This window comes from Rathayibacter sp. AY1F3 (assembly GCF_002931975.1).
In the GTDB taxonomy this organism is placed as follows: Bacteria; Actinomycetota; Actinomycetes; order Actinomycetales; family Microbacteriaceae; genus Rathayibacter.
In genome coordinates this window covers 38,965-55,967 of record NZ_PSVF01000013.1, presented here as the reverse complement: position 1 = coordinate 55,967, position 17,003 = coordinate 38,965, and the positions used below count along the sequence as shown (strand labels likewise).

Sequence of the window (17,003 nt, the reverse complement as noted above, 5' to 3'; positions counted from 1 at the left end):
CGTGCACACCTTCACGACGATGGGCACCGTCGTCAGCCTGCGCGCCGCCGACGACACCCCGGTCGGCGACGTCGAAGCCGTCTTCGCCGACGCCGACGCCCGCTTCAGCCTGTACCGGCCGGAGTCGGAGGCGTCCCGGATCGCCCGCGGCGAGCTCGCGCTGACGGCCGCGTCCGAGCAGATGCGGACCGCCTACACCGAATCGCTGCACTGGCGAACGGCGACGGACGGCGCCTTCACCCCGCACCGGCCCGACGGGGTCATCGACCTCGCCGGAACCGTCAAAGCGACCACCATGGCGCACGCGGCCCGGCTGCTCGGCGACGGCGAATGGCTCCTCGATGTCGGGGGAGACGTCCTCACCTCGCCCGCCGACAGCTGGACGATCGGGATCGTGGATCCCGGCGACCGGCAGGCGCTGCTCTGCATCGTCCCCCTCGGCGACGGTCGCCGCGCGATCGCCACCTCCGGGACCGCCGAACGCGCAGAGCACGTCTGGCGCCGACCTGCCGAGCCCGGTGACGTCCCCTTCATGCAGGTGTCCGTGATCGCCGAGGACATCGTCACCGCCGACGTCCTCGCGACCGCGATCCTCGCCGGCGGCGTCGGGACGCTCGACACCGTCACCGACCGCTTCGACGTCGACGTCCTCACCATCGACGCCGCCGGTGCCCTTCTCGTGACCGACCGGCTCCGCCGCCTGATCGCACCGGCGAGCCGGCACACGTCCTGACTCCGCTCGGTCGGCTCCTCGCATATCGGCGGTGAAGCGGGGAGTCGGCTCGGAGGACGGGCGAGTGATCGTTCGAGGGCTCACACGAACACGTCCAACGGCAGAGCGCGCAGGGCGGGGCGCGTTAGCGTCACGAGGACAGCCCCCCTCTCGACCGAAGGCGCCCCCGATGAACGACTGGCAGATCAACGGCCTCCCCCTCCACCCGCTCCTCGTGCACGCCGTCGTGGTTCTGCTCCCCCTCGCCGCACTGATGCTCATCCTCGGCAGCCTCTGGCCGGCCGCCCGCCGCAAGTTCGGGATCCTCACCCCGATCATCGCCCTCGCCGCGCTGATCGCCGTCCCGCTCACCACGCAGGCCGGTGAAGCGCTCGAACGACAGACGGAGCCGTCCGCGATCCTCGAGAAGCACACCGAGCTCGGCGACCACCTGCTCCCCTGGGCTGCCGGCCTGTTCCTCGTCGCCCTGGTCCAGTGGCTCTGGTTCCGCCGCACGCGACGAACCGAGGACCGAGCCGCCACCACCCGCCGCCCCCTCGTCGGAATCGTGCTCGCCGTCGCAGCGATCGCCATCTCCGTCGGAGCGACCATCGACGTCATCCGCATCGGCGACTCCGGCGCACAAGCAGTCTGGTCCGACTCCACCTCGAGCACCAGCACCGATCAGGCACCCGCGCCCGACAGCGACGACGACTGACCCACCCGCTCTCGGGCACTGCCCTCTCCGGCTGACACCGCCCCCTCTTCGCAGGAGGATGGTGTGAGTGCCTCTGCACTCGACGCCATCTGCGAGGTCCTCGGCTGCCAGGTGGGCGACATCCTGACTCACGTGCCGGACGACGTCGGGAGCAGTACGGATCGGCTCGGTGACCGAGCGGCCCGCTGACACGTCGCACCTCGGTGGTCGACTGGTCACCGCGGGCGTCGTCCAGCTGGTGGCCGTCGTCGCGCTCAATGTGCTGGGGCCGATCGTGCCCGTCTGAAGGATCTCCGGCCCGAGCGCTCAGGGTCCACTGCGGTCCCCGATCTGTCGCCTCTGCTCGGCTGGGCGATCGCCGCGGCGGTGTTCCTCGTCTGGGCCTGGTCGACGGCGTGGCCGGCCGGCCCGGAACGCACTCGCGACCTCGCCCGCCACGAGGACCGGTCCCGGAAGCTGGTCGACTCGCTCATCATCGCCGCCACCTTCTTCAGCCTCGTCCTCGTGGTCGTCGCACTCCTCCGCAGCCAGCAGAAGGACCCCGTCGGATCCGCGGCCGCGATCCTCGCGGTCGTCGGGGTCGTCGCGGCCTGGGCGCTCGTCAACACCGTCTACGCCTTCAAGTACGCGCGCATGTACTACCTCGACGACCGCCACCGCTTCGACTTCGACCAGGACGAGGACCCGTCCTACAGCGACTTCGCCTACACCGCGTTCTCGATCGGGATGGCCTACAGCGCGAGCAGCATCACCCAGTCCTCCACCCCCTCACGTCGCGTAGCCCTGGCCCACGCCCTGCTGTCCTACTTCTTCGGCACCTTCGTCGTCGCCGTCGCCATCAACCTCATCACCGGCCTCACCCAGGGAGGGTGAGGAGTGCCGCGCATCCTCAGGCAGGCGTGTCGGAGCTCGATACTGATGTCATGGCATCACCGCTCGTCTCCGACGTCGCTCACTCCGGTCTCACCGTGGCCGACCTCGACGACGCGCTGGTGCTGTGGTGCTCCGGTCTCGGGTTCGTGCTCGAGCGCACCTTCATGCTCGACGTGGACGTCACGGCGGCGACCACCGGCGTCCGTGGAGCCGTGATCCGCGCAGCGACGGTGGCACTCGGCCCCCACCGGGTGGAGCTGCTGCAGTACGACCCGCCCCGACAGCTCGAGTCCGCCGGCTCGCCCGCGCAGGTCGGCACGGTGCACATCGCTCTCACGGTCTCGGACCTCGATCGTGTCCTCGAACTCTGCGCTGGACACGGCTGGAGACCGGTCGGGACACCTCACCGGATGACTGATGGGGCCCGAGCCGGCACGCGCATCATCTACCTCGAAGGTGCCCTCGGTGGATTCCTCGAACTGATCGCGCCCCCACAGCTCCCGTAGTCCGCGCCGGCCGATCGCTTCGCGCGCCCGACCTCTCAGCCCGCCAGCCTCGCCATCCACTCCTCCACCGCGTCGGGCGTGCGCGGCATCGCCGCCGAGAGCAGGATCGACGACGTCTCCGTGACCACGAGGTCGTCCTCGATCCGGATGCCCAGGCCCCGCAGCTCAGCGGGGACCGTCAGGTCGCCGGGCTGGAAGTAGAGTCCCGGCTCCACGGTGAGCGTGTGGCCGGCCGCGAGCACTCCCCCGAGGTACGTCTCGTGCGGAGCGTGGTTGCAGTCGTGCACGTCCATCCCGAGCATGTGCCCGGCGCGGGAGATGCTCCACCGGCGGTGGTACGACGCGGACGGGGCCATGGCCTCGTCGAAAGAGCAGCGGATCAGGCCGAGGTCGATCAGCCCCTCGGTGAGGGCTCGCCCGCACGCGTCCTGGTAGTCCTGGAAGCGCACTCCCGCGCGCAGGGAGTCGATGCCGGCCTGCTGCGCGCGCAGCACGATCGAGTACACGTCCCGCTGCAGCGGAGTGAACTCCCCGCTGACCGGGAAGGTGCGGGTGATGTCGGCGGCGTAGAGCGAGGGCAGCTCCACTCCCATGTCCATCAGGACGAGGTCGCCGTCGGCGAGGGGCCCGGTGTTCCGCGTGTAGTGGAGGGTCGTGGCGTGCGCTCCCGAGGCGACGACCGATCCGTAGGCCGGCCCCTGTCCCTCGACCAGGGCGCGGCGGGCGAAGGTGCCCTCGAGGTAGCGCTCGCCGCGGGGCATCGCGCGGGCGACCTGCCACGCCTCGAGGCAGTCGTCGAAGCCCCGCGCCGTGCCGTCGACGGCGAGCTGCAGCCGTCCGATCTCCCAGTCGTTCTTGATCAGGCGCAGCTCGTCGAGCGTCGACTTAAGCACGAGGTGCGGTCCGAGCTCCGGCCCGCAGATGCTCCGCACCAGCTCGTCGACGCTCTCGTCGAGGGTGGGCAGGACCCGGATGCGCCGGGCCCGCCGCGCAGCCCGCTCCACGTCGCGGGTGAAGTCGGCCAGCGGCCGGGTCTCGATGCCCAGTGCTGCCTGCGTCTCGGCGAGCGACGGCCGCGGCCCGACCCAGAGGTCGCCGAGCGCGTCGTTCTGCCAGAACTCGTCGCCGTCGCGGCCGGAGGGAGCACGCAGGTACAGGATCGAGCCGGCCTCCCCTCCCGTCGTGTCGACGACGAGCACGCTCTCGGCGACTCCGTTGCCCGTCAGCCACACGTGGTCGGTGCCCGGGCGGAAGCGGTGGTCGCTGTCGTTCGAGCGCACCCGCGGCAGGCCGGAGGGGATGATCAGCAGCTCGGCGGGCAGCGCCTGCGCCAGTCGCGACCGGCGCTCCGCGGTGTAGGCGAGCACCGGCTCGTCGGGGTCGATCACCGGCTCCGGATCGGCCCAGCCGGCGGTCATGAACGCGCCGTCCCCGGGGAGCGGACTGCGGTTCACGGCCCTCGGCATGCTCCAGAGTGCGGACTCCTCGGCCCGGGCCTCCTCCACCGCGCTCACCCGCCCGTCCGCTCCAGCGCGTCGGGCAGCTCCTCGAGCCAGGCCGCCCGGTCGGAGTCGAGCGGGGCCAGCGGCAGCCGCCCCAGCCCGTCCGGCAGCGGGATCGCCGCGAGCAGCGCCCGGGTGTACGGATGCAGAGGGCTCTGCCACACCGTCTCGGTGTCCCCCGACTCCACGACCCGGCCGCGGTACATCACGAGCACCCGGTCGGCGATGCGCCGGACCACCGAGAGGTCGTGCGAGATGAACAGCATGCCCGCGCCGGCCTCGACGCTGAGCGAGCGCATCAGCGCGGCGACGCTCGTCTGGGTCGAGGCGTCGAGGGCCGAGATCGGCTCGTCGGCCACGAGCATCCGCGGCCGCGCGGCGAGTGCCCGCGCGATGGCGATGCGCTGCTTCTGCCCGCCGGAGAACTCGTGCGGGAACCGGCTCGCCATCGCCGGGTCGAGCCCGACGCGGCGCAGCCAGTCGGCCGGGTCCGAGCCCTCGGCTCCCCGGGCGAGAGCCGCCCGGACGCCGTCGCCGATCTGCTCGCCGATGCGCCGACGGGGGTTGAGCGAGGAGTTCGGGTCCTGGAAGACCATCTGCACGCCGGTCATCGCCGGACTGCGCCGACGGAGTCCGAGCGCGGGCACGTCGACGCCGTTCAGGCGAACATCGCCGCCGCGGCGCTTCTCGATGCCGACCACCGCGCGCGCGAGGCTCGACTTTCCGCAGCCGCTCTCTCCGACCAGCGCGACGACCTCGCCCGCCGCCACCCGGAAGCCGACCCCGTCGACGGCACGCAGCGGCGGTCGCCGCCCGTACTCGACGACGATGCCGTCGGCCTCGAGAACCACTCCCGCGCTCATCGCGCACCCCTCTCGACGTCGCCTGCCGTGGCCGCGCCCGGATCGTCCGCGGCGGCGGCCCTCTCGTGCCCCTCGACGAGCTCGGCGACCAGCTCCTCCGGGCTCTCCTCGAAGCTCGAGCCGGGCAGAGCCGCGAGCAGCGCCCGCGTGTACTCGTCCTCGGGTGCGGTGAACAGCCGCTCGCGCGGAGCCGACTCCACGACGAGCCCCCGGCGCATCACCGTCACCTCGTCGGCCACGGCGCTCATCACGCCGAGGTCATGGGTGACGAGCAGGATGCTCAGCCCGCCGTCGTCGACCAGCTCCCGCAGCAGCTGCAGCACTCCGGCCTGCACGGTCACGTCGAGCGCGGTCGTCGGCTCGTCGGCCAGCAGCACGGAGGGCTCGCACGCGAGCGCCACCGCGATCGCGATGCGCTGCCGCTGACCACCGGAGAACTGGTGGGGATAGCGCCCGAGGGAGGCCCGGGCGTCCGGCACCCGCACCCGCTCGAGCAGGGCCTCGGCCCTGGACCGCGCGGCCTCCTTGCCGAGACCGAGGTGGTGGCGCAGGTGGTCGGTGAGCTGGCGGCCCACGGTGAGCTGCGGGTGCAGGCTCGTCGACGGGTCCTGGAAGACCATGGCGACCCGGCGTCCGCGCACCGCGCCGAGCACCTGCCGGGACGCGCCGACGAGCTCCGTCGTGCCGTCGCCGGTGTCGTCGGCGAGGCGGATGCTGCCGCTGGCCGTCATCGATCCGGGCAGCAGTCCGAGCACCGCCAGGGCGGTCATGGTCTTGCCCGAGCCCGACTCGCCGGCGAGACCGTGGATGCCGCCGCGGCGCAGCGCCAGATCGATGCCGTCGACGACGGCGTGGCTGCGGGTGCGGATGCGCAGCCCGCTGATGGTCAGTGCGTCGCTCACAGCGTGGCGCCTCCTCCGCGGATCGTCTGCGACCGCGGGTCCAGGGCGTCGCGCAGGGCGTCGCCGACGAAGTTGAACGCGATGACGACGGTGAGGATGGCCAGGCCCGGGAAGACCCCGATCCACCACGCGTCGAAGTTCTGGATGGCGTCCGACACCATGGAGCCCCACTCGGCGGTCGGCGGCTTCGCGCCGAGCCCGAGGAACGACAGGCCCGACAGCAGGAGGATGGCCGTGCCGATGTCGAGGCTCGCCAGGACGAGCACCGGGCCGACGATGTTGGGCGCGATGTCGCGGACGAGGGAGCGCAGCGGCGAGAAGCCGAGCAGCTGTCCGGACACGACGTAGTTCGACGAGCGGAGGCCGAGCACGAGACCGCGGGTCAGCCGGGCGTAGGACGGCCACGACACGATCAGCGCCGCGAGCACCGCGTTCAGGAGCGACGCTCCGAGCGCGGCCGCGATCACCATCGCCAGGATGACCGTGGGGAACGCCATCACGAGGTCGGTGATGCGCATCGCGACCTCGTCGACCGCACGGCCGAGGAATCCGGCGACGGATCCGACGATCGCGCCGATCAGCACCGACATCACGACGAGCAGCAGGGCGAGCGGGATCGTGACCCGGGCACCCCAGATCACCCGCGAGAACACGTCCCGGCCGAGCGCGTCGGTCCCCATCAGCGTGCCCTCGCCGGGCGCCTGGAGGAGGGGCAGGTCCTGCGCGAGCGGATCGTGCGGGGCGATGACGGGGGCGAGCACGGCGATGAGGATCCAGAGCACGCCGACGGCGGCGCCGAGGAGTCCGAGCGGCGCCGACCAGCGGCCCAGGCGCAGGCGGGGGCGGCGCAGGCGGAGGCCGGGGACGGCGACCGGGTCGAGCACTCCGGCACCGACGCCGTCGCGCGGACCGGCCGGAGCGCCGTCGCGCGGGTCGGACCGGGTGGTTCGCGGATCCGTCACGAGGCCAGCCTCACTCTCGGGTCGAGCACGCCGTACAGCAGGTCGACGATCAGGTTCACGAGCAGGTACATCACGCCGATGAGCAGGCCGACGCCCATGATGCCGCGCAGGTCGAGGTGCGACGCGGCCTGGTAGGCGTAGGAGCCGATCCCGGGCCAGCCGAAGACCGCCTCGACGAGCACGGTGCCGCTGAGCAGGCTGCCGAAGGCGAGGCCCACGACGGTGAGGATCGGGATGCTCGCCCCGCGCAGCACGTAGGAGAAGGTGACCGCGCGGTTCGGCAGCCCCTTCGCGCGGGCGGCCCGCACGTAGTCCTGGTCGAGGATCTCGAGCACCGCGGTGCGCACGAACCGGGTCAGCAGGCCCACCGTGTAGAGCGTCAGGACGAGCACGGGGAGGAAGAGGTGCGACGCCGCGTCGAGGAAGGTGTCGAGCTGGCCGGCGAGCAGGGCGTCGACCGTGTAGAGGCCCGTCATCGTCGGCGGCGTGGTGAAGTCGCTGCTCAGCCGGCCGGATCCCGGCGCGATCCGCAGCTGGAAGTAGAGGACGTAGTAGAGGACCAGCGCGAGCCAGAAGGTCGGCACGCTGAGTCCGGCCAGCGATACGACGCGCAGAACGTGGTCGGAGGCCCTGCCGCGCCGGTAGGCGGCGACGGTGCCGAACAGCACGCCGATGATCACGCTGAGCACGATGGCGCCGAAGGCGATCTCCAGGGTGGCCGGCAGCGCCTTCGCCAGGTCGGCGACCACCGGGTTGTGCGTGGTGGTGGAGACGCCGAGGTCGCCGTGCAGCAGGTTGCCGAGATAGGTGAAGTACTGCACGACGAGCGGCTGGTCGAGACCGTACTGGGCGCGGAACTGCGCGACGATCTCCGGATCCTCCGCAGCGCGCTGGCCGAGGGCGGCCGCCACGGGGTCGCCCGGCACGAGGTTGGTCAGGATGAAGGTGACGAGGGTCACGCCCACCACCAGTAGCAGCGAGGTGAGCACGCGGCGGAGCGCGTAGCGGAGGAACGGGTGGGCCGCCCGGCCCCCGCGCTGACGCGGGGTCCGGACGGCCGTCGTGGTGGTGGACACGGGCTACTGCGCGGCGAGGGCCGCGATGTCGATGGTCCACACCGCGTTGTAGACGACACCCGAGACGTCCTTCGCCGCGGCGATGTTGTTGCCGGGCTGGAGCAGCGGGATGAAGGGGCCGTCGGCGTTCAGCGCGGTCTGCAGCTCCTCGAAGCGCGCCTGGCGCTCGTCGTCGCTGCCGCCGGTGGCCGCGGCGTCGGCCAGCGCCGAGATCGCGGGGGCCGCACCGTCGGTCCAGCCGGAGCGGAGGCCCACGACGTCGCCCGGGGTGAAGACGAGGTAGTCGCTCGGGTCCGGGTAGTCCGGGCCCCAGTACCAGAGGCCCATGGTCTCGGTGCCGTTGCGGTAGGCGTCGAGCTCGGTGGCGACGGGGGCCGGGGCGAGCTCGACGGTGATGCCGGCGTCCTTCAGCTGCGACTGGATGCGCTGCGCGATGGTCGGGAAGTCGATGCCGTTCAGGCTGATGTCGCTCGGGAAGTTGAGCGTCACGGACTCGCCGGCGTAGCCGCTCTTCGCGAGGTCCGCCTTCGCGGCGTCGAGGTCCTGGGTGAGCGCGCCGCTCTCGGGCAGGGCGCCGAGCAGCATGCTCGGGATGACGCCGGACGCCTGGGCGGTGCCGTTGCCGGCGATCGAGACGAGGTCGTCGTAGTCGACGGCCTCCTTCACGGCCTTCACGAAGTCGGGGTTCGACGTGATCGCCGAGACGCTCGGGTTCTGGTTGAGCAGCAGGAAGATCACGTTCGCCGACGGGTCGCTGGTCACCGCGACCGAGTCGCCGAGCGCCTCCGCCTGAGTGCCCGAGAGGTCCAGCGCGACGTCGGCGCTGCCGCCCTCGACGTTGATCTTCTGGGTCGCGCCCTCGACGTTCTGGATGACCACGCGGCCGTAGCCCGGGGCGTCGCCGTCGTAGTTCTCGTTCGCGGTCAGCACGACCTGCGAGGCGAGGTCGAGCGTGTCGAGCACGTACGGGCCGGAGCCGGCGGAGGTGGTGTTGAGGAACGTCTCGGCGGTGTCGGTCTCGTCGGTGGTGCCGCCGTTCTCCTTCACGACCTTCGAGTTCAGGATGCCGAGCGCCGGGTTCGCCAGGATCGCCGGCAGGGCGGGCGTGGGGTTCTCGGTGGTCAGCACCACCGTGGTGTCGTCCTTCTTCGTGACGGTGACGCCGTCGAGGAGGAACGAGGGGTTGCCCTTCAGGCCGATCACGCGCTGCAGCGAGAACACCACGTCGTCGGCGGTCATCGCGGTGCCGTCCGAGAAGGTGTGCTCGCCGTTCAGGGTGAGGGTGAAGGTCTTCGCGTCGTCGGACTGCTCGAGGCTCGCGAGGCCGTCGACGACCTGCGAGACGTCGCCGCCCTCGAAGGTGAGGAGGGTCTCGTAGAGCGCCTTGTCGACCATCTGGCCGGTCGGCTCGTACATGCGGCCCGGGTCGGCGGTCTTCAGGTCGAACGCCTTGTTGATGGTGAGCGTCGCGCTGCTGCCGTCGGCGGTGTCGACGCGGCCCGAGGAGCAGCCCGCCACGAGAAGGGCGAGCGAGACCGCCGCAGCGGCGATCACCACTCGCGTCGGGGCGGAGCGCGGGGTGCGGGTGGAGCGGACAACCATGGAGGCCTCCTGGCGAGGGTTCGGCTGGACGTGTTGCGAAACGATGGCACATCGCGACGCACTCCGTTTCCAGAGGGCCGCTATCGTGGACGAACTGCCGCCCACAGCGACGAAGGAGCAGATTATGTCGATCACCGATCCGGCCGCCGGTGCGGTCGCTGGACAAAGCGCGGGCGGGCTCGACGACCTCAATCTGCGCATCCTCGCCGTCCTGCGCGAGAACGGGCGCATCTCGATGTCCGCCCTGGCCGAGCGGGTGAACGTCTCGCGGGCGAGCGTCTACAACCGGGTCGAGCAGCTGACCGCATCCGGCGTCATCACCGGATTCTCGGCCCTGGTCGATCCGGGAAAGGTGGGGCTCGACGTCTGCGCCCTGGTGTTCGTGACGGTGCATCCGCAGTCGTGGCACCGGTTCCGCGAGGGCATCCTCCAGATGCCCGACGTGGAGTACTGCTGCATCACGACCGGCGAGCACGACGCGATGCTCCTGGTCCGCTCGCTCGACATCGGCGGCGTGCACGACTTCGTCACCGGCGTGGTCGCGGCCCGGCCCGAGGTGAAGTCGGTGGTCTCGGTCGTCGTGCTCGACGAGGTGGTGCGCAAGGCCTACCTTCTGCCCTCCGACATCCCCGACCGCTCCGGATCGACGAACCGGCTCGGCATGACGCGATTCACCACCGCGGGGAACGGCCGCGACGCGGCGCGCTGAGCGTCAGACCTCGACGCAGATGCTGACGTGGTCGTCGCCGTCGATCTCGAACTCCTCGACGAGCCGCAGCAGGCCCTCGCCGTCGAGCTCGACGCGGCTGCCGCCGGTGCCGCTGACCACGGTCCCGCCGTCGATCAGCTGGTGCACGAACGAGACCTGCAGGGCGTCACCCGTGCGCGTGCCCACGAACCGGCCGAAGGTCACGGTGTCGCCGACGTAGTCGCCCCAGACCACTCCGTCGCGCTCGGAGTAGTGGAACCGCGACGGCGACTCGGGGTCGACCGCGCTGTTGGTCGAGGAGGTCATCACGAACTCGCGGCCGTCGAGACTGGGGGCGGTGGTGGCGTCGTTCACGTCATGGAGTATGCCGGAGAGGTCGAGGTGTCCTAACCGCACGCCGGTTTCGTCTCGTTCTTCGGGTCCGCGACCCCCGGGGCTGGACGAAAGCGCCGTCTGCGGGTCTCTCGACGGTCCATTCGTCTGCGATCCTCCGCCGCCCGTCCCGATCCACCGAGCGACTCCGGGATCGGACGGGCGATCTCCGCGGACAGGCGGCGGCGAGGCGTCCGGACTTCCCTTGCCGCCTCGATACTCCATCGACTCGTCCGTGATCGGAAACTTTCCCGTACTCTCAGGACCCGTACGGGGAATGAACCGGGGGCTCATTCGCATCCGGTTCGAATTCGACATCTTGGGGGCGCAATGGATCCGCAGCAATCGGTGAACAGTGATCGCGCCGTGTGCGCCCACGCGAGGAGCGGCGGATGACCGGGTCGAGTGCGACCGGCGCCGTGGTGAAGCGCCCCGAGTCGCGGGAGTGGATCGACTTCGCCAAGGGCGTCGCGATCAGCCTCGTCGTGCTCTACCACTCGTCGTTGTTCCTCGGATTCTTCGACCTCGCGGGGTACGTCCCGAAGCTCCGGACCGTGCTCCTCTACTTCCCCATGCCCGTGTTCTTCTTCATCGCGGGCCTCACGGCCGCCCGGATGCTGACGTGGACGTTCGCCGAACTGTGGCGCCGCCGAGTCCTCGCGCTGGTGTACCTCTACCTGCTGTGGTCGTTCATCCGGGTCGTCTTCTACCTCATCGTCCCGTTCTCACGGTCGGAGGCGACCTCGCCGACGGACCCGCTCAACGTGCTGGTGCTCCCCATCCTGCCGTCGAGCAGCTACTGGTTCATCTGGGCTCTCGCGATCTTCAGCATCCTCGCCTGGCTGATCCGCAAGGTGCCCCGATGGATCCAGCTCTCGGTGGCCGGGCTGCTGGCCGTCGCGGCGACGACCACCGGCCTGCTGGACACCGACAACATCGGCTGGGACCGGGTGCTCCAGAACTTCATCTTCTTCCTCGTGGCGATGTTCATCCCCCGCACGTTCTACCGCTTCGCCGCTCGCGTGAAGCTCTGGCAGGCGCTCGCGCTCGCGGTGGCCTACCTCGGCATCATCACCGTGATCGTCGCCTTCGACGCCAACCGCGTTCCGGGCGTCATCCTGATCGCCAGTTCGGTCGCGATCATCGCGGGCATCGCCGGCTCCCAGTACCTCGTCAAGGTCCGCGCACTGAAGATCTTCGTCACCATGGGGCAGCAGAGCTTCCAGATCTATCTCCTGCACCTCTTCGTGATCGCGGTCGTCGTCGCATTCGTCCCCCTGCTCGGCGAGACGAATGTCCCACCCCTTCCGGCGACGGTCTTCCCGGTCGCCCTGACGGTGTTCTCCCTCTGGGCGTCGCTGTTCATCTTCCAGTCGCTGCGGCGCTTCTCCTGGCTGTGGGTGAGCCCGTTCAGCACCGGCAAGTCCCAGAAGAAGCGCCTCGCCGCCAGGAATGCGAGATCAGCCGGGGTCCAGCCCACCGCGGTCGAGTCCGCAGCTCCTGTCGCCCCGGCCGATGAGCCCGCTGACGCGGGGACTGCGGGCAGACCGGAGAAGGACTGACCGGAGAAGGACTGACCGGCGAATACCTCCCGGGCGACTCCCCGGGCGGCCCTTCTGCAGGCCCGGGTCGTCTCGGGCGCTGGTGACTCCGCGTCAGACCGGGCCGGCCCGCACTGCTCGGTCTCGGGCGAGCCGAGGGAGCAGTCGGACGAGGACGACCATGCCGACGAGTTCCACGAGAGTCTGCGTGACGACGACGACGGGCGCGAGCGACAGCGGTGCCGGGAGCGCGAGTGCGAGAGGCAGCACGACGAGCGAGTTGCGGGTCGCGCCGCTGAACACGAGGGCGCGCGTCGCGGGCACGTCGAGTCGGAAGACGCGTCCAGCACCCAGCCCGAGAGCGGTCATGACCACGAGGAATCCCGCGTAGAGCGGGACGAGGACGAGAAGCCGGCCGGCCGAGGCGCCCACGGCGCCGGCCTGGGAGGCGACGACGGTGAAGAGCGTGGCCGTCATGAGCGGCACCATGAGCCCGAGCATCGTGGACTCGACGATCCGGCCGGACACGTGTCGGCGCGCCAGGGCCTGCACCAGCCCGGCCGCGGACAGCGGCACCACGATCAGCAGCAGGAACGCCCGCGCGAACGGACCGGCGTCGACCACCGCCACCCCCGCAGGACCGATGAAGAGCAGCAGATACACGGGGAGGAGGAGGATCTGCGCGAGCATCAGCAGCGGTGCGGCGGCGAGCAGCCGGTCGGACGCCCCTCCGGCGAGCCCGGCGAACACGATCACGTAGTCGATGCACGGCGTCAGGAGCACCAGGAGGATCCCGAACAGCAGCACCGGAGTGTCGGCGACGAATCGGGACAGCCCGTAGGCGGCGAGCGGCACGACGACGAAGTTCAGCACCCCGACCGCGGCGAGGAAGCGGCCGTCGCGCAGAGACCGTCCGATCGCGGCGAACGGGACCCCGAGGAACGTGGCGAACAGCAGCAGCGCGAGCACCGGTTCGATCGCGACCTCGAGGTGGTGCGCGGCGGGCAGCAGCAGTCCGAGAGCGGCGCCGGCGGCGATCGCGGCGAGGTAGAGCGGGATCTGGCGGTGCTCGAGCCAGGCGACGAGCGCTCTCACGACAGCAGGTCGGCGAGAAGGAGGGGCACGGGTGCAACGGTAGAGGTCCGAACCGCTTGAGGGTCGCTGCTCTGCCGCTCGTCGCGGCGGAGGGGCTTCTCCCTCGACCCCGCCCCGGTGAACGGTCCGGGCCGAGACCTTGGACGATGCGGCCCAGCCAGGATCCGCTCCCGCACGGTCCTCCCCGTGAGACGCGCCCAGGACGAGACGCCGTCGACAGCTCTTTCCTGCGTCACTCGACGGTCCTCATAAGCTTTCGCAACTTCTGGTGCAGAGGTGTCGGAAAGATACGAACGCATCATGTCGCATCAGGTGCGAAAGGCTCGAAGAGCTCAGAGGCATTGAGGCCTCGGCCAGTTAATGCTTTAATCCACATCGAACCGGTTCGATGATCTATGCAGCACTGTGCGGACAGGTTCGACCAATCGCTCGATCAATGGAGATACAGCAGATGAACAGATCCATCGCTCTACGCGAGACGCCTCCCACGGATGCCGACCGGCGACAGCGCCGTCGGATCCGCGGGCGTCGTGTCCTCGCAGCAGTCGTCTCAGCGGCGGTCGTCGCAGCGGGGAGCGTCCTCGCCGTGGGCGCTCCCGCGGAAGCGGCACCCGGAGCCGCAGCCACGCTCGTCGTGGAGGCCGACCAGCCCTTCCGTCCCGTCACTCACATGGCCAGCGGGTCCCTGTACGGACTGGCGAGCGCCGGCGTCCCGTCCCTCGACAAGATCCTCCCCATCAAGCCGCACACCTTCGTGCAGAAGCCCGAGGGGGGCACCCAGCAGCCGACCGGTGACGCCCTGTCGGTCGCCGACACCGCGAAGTCGGCCGGTGCGGGCGTCGTCGTCCGCCTGGTGGACTACCTGCCCGGCTGGCCCTATCGATACGACAAGACCTCCTGGCTCCCGGCCGTCGAGAAGATGGTCGAGGACACGCAGGCATCCGGCAAGACGAACATCGTCGCCTATGCCATCTGGAACGAGCCCGACATCACCTGGCAGGCGTCGAACGGCTCCTTCTTCGATCTCTGGACCGAGACCTACCGTCTGATCCGCACCCTCGACCCCGAGATGCCGATCCAGGGCCCCGCCTACTCCGACAACATCACGAGCATGCGCGCGTTCTACGAGCACGCGAAGGCGACCGACACCCTCCCGGACGTCCTCGAGTGGCACGAGCTGATCCGCTCCTCGAAGATCAAGGGCGACGTCGAGAAGGTCCGGGCCATCCTCGACGACCTCGACCTCCCCGAGCCGCCGATCGACATCACCGAGTACGCGGCACCCGCCGAGGTCGGCCTGTCCGGCCCGCTGGTCGGGTACATCGCGAAGCTCGAGCGCTACGGGATCACCCGCGCCGAGCTCCCGTTCTGGAACCAGTCGGGCGCCCTGGGCGACCTCCTCACCGGACGGAACGGCGACCCCAACGGCGCGTACTGGCTCTACACCTGGTACGCCCAGATGAGCGGCCAGATGGTGACCACCACGCCGCCGTCGAACGAGAGCCCGCTCGACGGCGCCGCCTCCGTCAGCGACGAGGGCGACGAAGTGCGCGTCATCGCCGGCGGCAACACCGGAGCCACGTCCATCAAGGTCAACGGGCTCGACGAGCTGTCGCTCGGCTCGAAGGTCGACGTCCAGGTGGACTTCACCGCCTCCTACGGCCGGACGGTGAAGACCGACGGCCCGGTCACCATCTCCAACACGACCTACGAGGTCGCCGCCGACGGATCGATCACGGTGCCCATCGTGATGAACCCGACCTACGGCTACCAGGTGATCGTCACCCCGGAGAAGAGCCCGACCAGCCTGGCGGGCGACTACACCGTGGGCAACGCGAACTCCGGTCTGCAGCTCGCCACGCAGGGCGGCGCGACCGCGAACGGGACGCCGGTCGTCCAGGCCGACTCCGCGACCGCGACCGGACAGGCGTGGAGGATCACGGCAGCGGGCCAGGGCCTCTACCGCGTCGTCCACACCCCCAGCGGGCGCGCCCTGACCATCGCCGGCGCCGCAGCGTCCAACGGAGCAGCCGCGGTGATCGCCGACGCGAACGGCGGAGACGAGCAGCTGTGGCAGCTCATCCCCGACGGGAAGGGGAAGGTCCGCCTCGCGAACTACGCGACAGGCAAGACGCTCGGGGTCCTCAACCTGAGCAAGGACGCGGGCGCTGCGGTCATCCAGTGGTCCGACGGCGCACCGACCTCCAACTGCCAGGTCAGCGGAGCCCGCCAGCCGGGCAGGTTCGGCACGGCACTGGACTTCTGCAAGACGGCGTCGTACGGGTCGCTCCCCAGCGGAATCGTCAGCGGACTCACCGGCGACTGGTCCGTCTCGACCTGGATCAAGCCGGCGTCGCTGACGAACTACTCCCGCGTCTTCGACTTCGGCACGGGCCAGAACGTCAACATGTTCCTCACCCTCAACGCCGGGGGTGCCGGACCGCGGTTCGCCATCACGAACACCGGCGCCGGGGGCGAGCAGCGACTGACCTACGGCGGTCAGAACTTCCCGCTCAACCAGTGGTCGAACGTGGTCGTCACCGTCTCGGGCACGCAGGGCACGATGTACCTCAACGGCACGGTCGTCGCCACGAACCCGAACATGACGGTGAAGCCGTCGGCTCTCGGGAACACCAACCGGAACTACCTGGGCAAGTCGCAGTACGGGGACCCGGCCTACGACGGCGCGATCGACGACTTCGCCGTCTACGACCGGGCGCTGTCCGCGGCCGACGTGGCCGCTCTGGCCGGCGGCCGGGCGGCGGCGGGCACCGTCGCGCAGTACGCGTTCGACGAGGCGTCCGGAGCCGCGCTCCAGGACTCCTCGGGGAACAACCGGAACGGGACCATCGTGCTCGGAACCGACGGGGCCACCACCAGCACCGCGACCGACGCCCAGACCGCCGACCGGTTCTGGACGCTCACGCCGGTCGCCGTCGCCGACACGACCAAGCCGGCGGTCACGCTGGTGTCGCCCACCACGGCGGGCCCCTTCTCCGCACTGGCCGTCCAGGTCGACGCGACGGACGACCGCGGACTGAAGCGCATCGTGGCCAACATCTACAAGGACGGCAAGCTCGTCACGAGCACGCAGTCCCCGGTCGCCGGTGGAGCGAGGACCGGATCGCACTCGGCCACGGTGCAGCTGCCCGACGGGAACTACACCGTCAAGTACAACGCGGAGGATCTCGCGGGCAACATCGCGCCCACGAAGACCTTCGCGGTGACGCTGGACAGCACGGCGCCGACGGCCACGGTCAAGACCGAGCCCTCCTTCACCACCGGTGAGAAGGGCGTCTACGACCAGGTGAGCTTCAAGCTGTACGACGCGGGCAGGATCGACAGGGCGGTCATCAACGGTCGCGTGAAGGATCTCACCGACAACGCGTGGTCCGACGTGAACTTCATCAAGCCGGGCGTCTTCGGCGCGGTCAAGGGCGCCAACACCATGGTCGTCCACGACGTCGCCGGGAACACCACCACCGTCCAGTTCACCCTGAACTGACCCGGACCTCGAGGCGCCCCGTCTCCGTACGGGGCGCCTCGAGCGTGTGCGGGGCATGCCACGGC

At 70.3% G+C, this 17,003-nt stretch carries 16 protein-coding genes; 8 read left to right on the top strand and 8 right to left on the bottom strand.

Going from position 1 to position 17,003, the window contains the following annotated elements; genetic code table 11:
• Window position 1: 1 nt before the first annotated feature.
• From C5C39_RS09580 to C5C39_RS09560, 5 genes are all read left to right on the top strand, one after another.
• Window positions 2–733, top strand: a complete 732-nt coding sequence (locus C5C39_RS09580) for an FAD:protein FMN transferase (protein WP_258075806.1) — start codon at window positions 2–4, stop codon at window positions 731–733.
• Window positions 734–902: 169 nt separating this feature from the next.
• On the top strand, window positions 903–1,430 hold the full coding sequence (locus tag C5C39_RS09575; protein WP_104226519.1) for a DUF2231 domain-containing protein: 528 nt from the start codon (window positions 903–905) through the stop codon (window positions 1,428–1,430).
• A 63-nt stretch (window positions 1,431–1,493) separates the two neighbouring features.
• Window positions 1,494–1,619 carry a helix-turn-helix transcriptional regulator gene (locus C5C39_RS17980; RefSeq protein ID WP_181065426.1) on the top strand — a complete coding sequence of 42 codons (126 nt, stop codon included), beginning with the start codon at window positions 1,494–1,496 and terminating at the stop codon, window positions 1,617–1,619.
• A 93-nt stretch (window positions 1,620–1,712) separates the two neighbouring features.
• On the top strand, window positions 1,713–2,303 hold the full coding sequence (locus C5C39_RS09565) for a DUF1345 domain-containing protein (protein ID WP_104353237.1): 591 nt from the start codon (window positions 1,713–1,715) through the stop codon (window positions 2,301–2,303).
• A 50-nt stretch (window positions 2,304–2,353) separates the two neighbouring features.
• Window positions 2,354–2,809 carry a VOC family protein gene (locus tag C5C39_RS09560; RefSeq protein ID WP_104353236.1) on the top strand — a complete coding sequence of 152 codons (456 nt, stop codon included), beginning with the start codon at window positions 2,354–2,356 and terminating at the stop codon, window positions 2,807–2,809.
• A gap of 35 nt (window positions 2,810–2,844) precedes the next feature.
• Here the strand turns inward: C5C39_RS09560 and C5C39_RS09555 are convergent, their stop codons facing one another.
• The 6 genes from C5C39_RS09555 to C5C39_RS09530 are packed head-to-tail and all read right to left on the bottom strand — an operon-like array spanning window position 2,845 to window position 9,716.
• Window positions 2,845–4,263, bottom strand: coding sequence for an aminopeptidase P family protein (locus C5C39_RS09555; protein ID WP_219813327.1), 1,419 nt, complete (start codon window positions 4,261–4,263; stop codon window positions 2,845–2,847).
• A 56-nt stretch (window positions 4,264–4,319) separates the two neighbouring features.
• Entirely contained in the window at window positions 4,320–5,174 is an 855-nt protein-coding gene (locus tag C5C39_RS09550) for an ATP-binding cassette domain-containing protein (protein ID WP_104353235.1), read from the bottom strand.
• Window positions 5,171–6,076, bottom strand: coding sequence for an ABC transporter ATP-binding protein (locus tag C5C39_RS09545; RefSeq protein WP_104226524.1), 906 nt, complete (start codon window positions 6,074–6,076; stop codon window positions 5,171–5,173). The genes C5C39_RS09550 and C5C39_RS09545 overlap by 4 nt, the downstream gene beginning before the upstream one ends.
• Complete coding sequence (locus tag C5C39_RS09540) at window positions 6,073–7,038, bottom strand: ABC transporter permease (RefSeq protein WP_258068375.1); 966 nt, start codon at window positions 7,036–7,038, stop codon at window positions 6,073–6,075. Before C5C39_RS09540 ends, C5C39_RS09545 begins: the two co-directional genes overlap by 4 nt.
• Entirely contained in the window at window positions 7,035–8,114 is a 1,080-nt protein-coding gene (locus C5C39_RS09535; protein ID WP_104353234.1) for an ABC transporter permease, read from the bottom strand. The genes C5C39_RS09540 and C5C39_RS09535 overlap by 4 nt, the downstream gene beginning before the upstream one ends.
• 3 nt (window positions 8,115–8,117) lie before the next feature.
• Window positions 8,118–9,716 (bottom strand): ABC transporter substrate-binding protein, encoded by a 1,599-nt coding sequence (locus C5C39_RS09530; protein ID WP_104345528.1) that lies wholly within the window; start codon window positions 9,714–9,716, stop codon window positions 8,118–8,120.
• Window positions 9,717–9,840: 124 nt separating this feature from the next.
• Here C5C39_RS09530 and C5C39_RS09525 point away from each other — a divergent pair, with 124 nt between their 5' ends.
• Window positions 9,841–10,425 (top strand): Lrp/AsnC family transcriptional regulator, encoded by a 585-nt coding sequence (locus tag C5C39_RS09525; protein WP_104223259.1) that lies wholly within the window; start codon window positions 9,841–9,843, stop codon window positions 10,423–10,425.
• Between the two features lie 3 nt (window positions 10,426–10,428).
• Here C5C39_RS09525 and C5C39_RS09520 read toward each other — a convergent pair whose 3' ends face one another.
• Complete coding sequence (locus C5C39_RS09520) at window positions 10,429–10,779, bottom strand: hypothetical protein (RefSeq protein ID WP_258060307.1); 351 nt, start codon at window positions 10,777–10,779, stop codon at window positions 10,429–10,431.
• 410 nt (window positions 10,780–11,189) lie between these two features.
• Here C5C39_RS09520 and C5C39_RS09515 point away from each other — a divergent pair, with 410 nt between their 5' ends.
• The gene (locus C5C39_RS09515) at window positions 11,190–12,359 is read left to right on the top strand and encodes an acyltransferase (protein ID WP_104353233.1); all 1,170 of its coding nucleotides are present in this window, start codon (window positions 11,190–11,192) and stop codon (window positions 12,357–12,359) included.
• Between the two features lie 93 nt (window positions 12,360–12,452).
• Here the strand turns inward: C5C39_RS09515 and C5C39_RS09510 are convergent, their stop codons facing one another.
• Window positions 12,453–13,433 (bottom strand): arsenic resistance protein, encoded by a 981-nt coding sequence (locus tag C5C39_RS09510; RefSeq protein WP_104353232.1) that lies wholly within the window; start codon window positions 13,431–13,433, stop codon window positions 12,453–12,455.
• A 670-nt stretch (window positions 13,434–14,103) separates the two neighbouring features.
• Here C5C39_RS09510 and C5C39_RS09505 point away from each other — a divergent pair.
• Window positions 14,104–16,938 (top strand): LamG-like jellyroll fold domain-containing protein, encoded by a 2,835-nt coding sequence (locus tag C5C39_RS09505; protein WP_219813326.1) that lies wholly within the window; start codon window positions 14,104–14,106, stop codon window positions 16,936–16,938.
• Window positions 16,939–17,003: the final 65 nt, after the last annotated feature.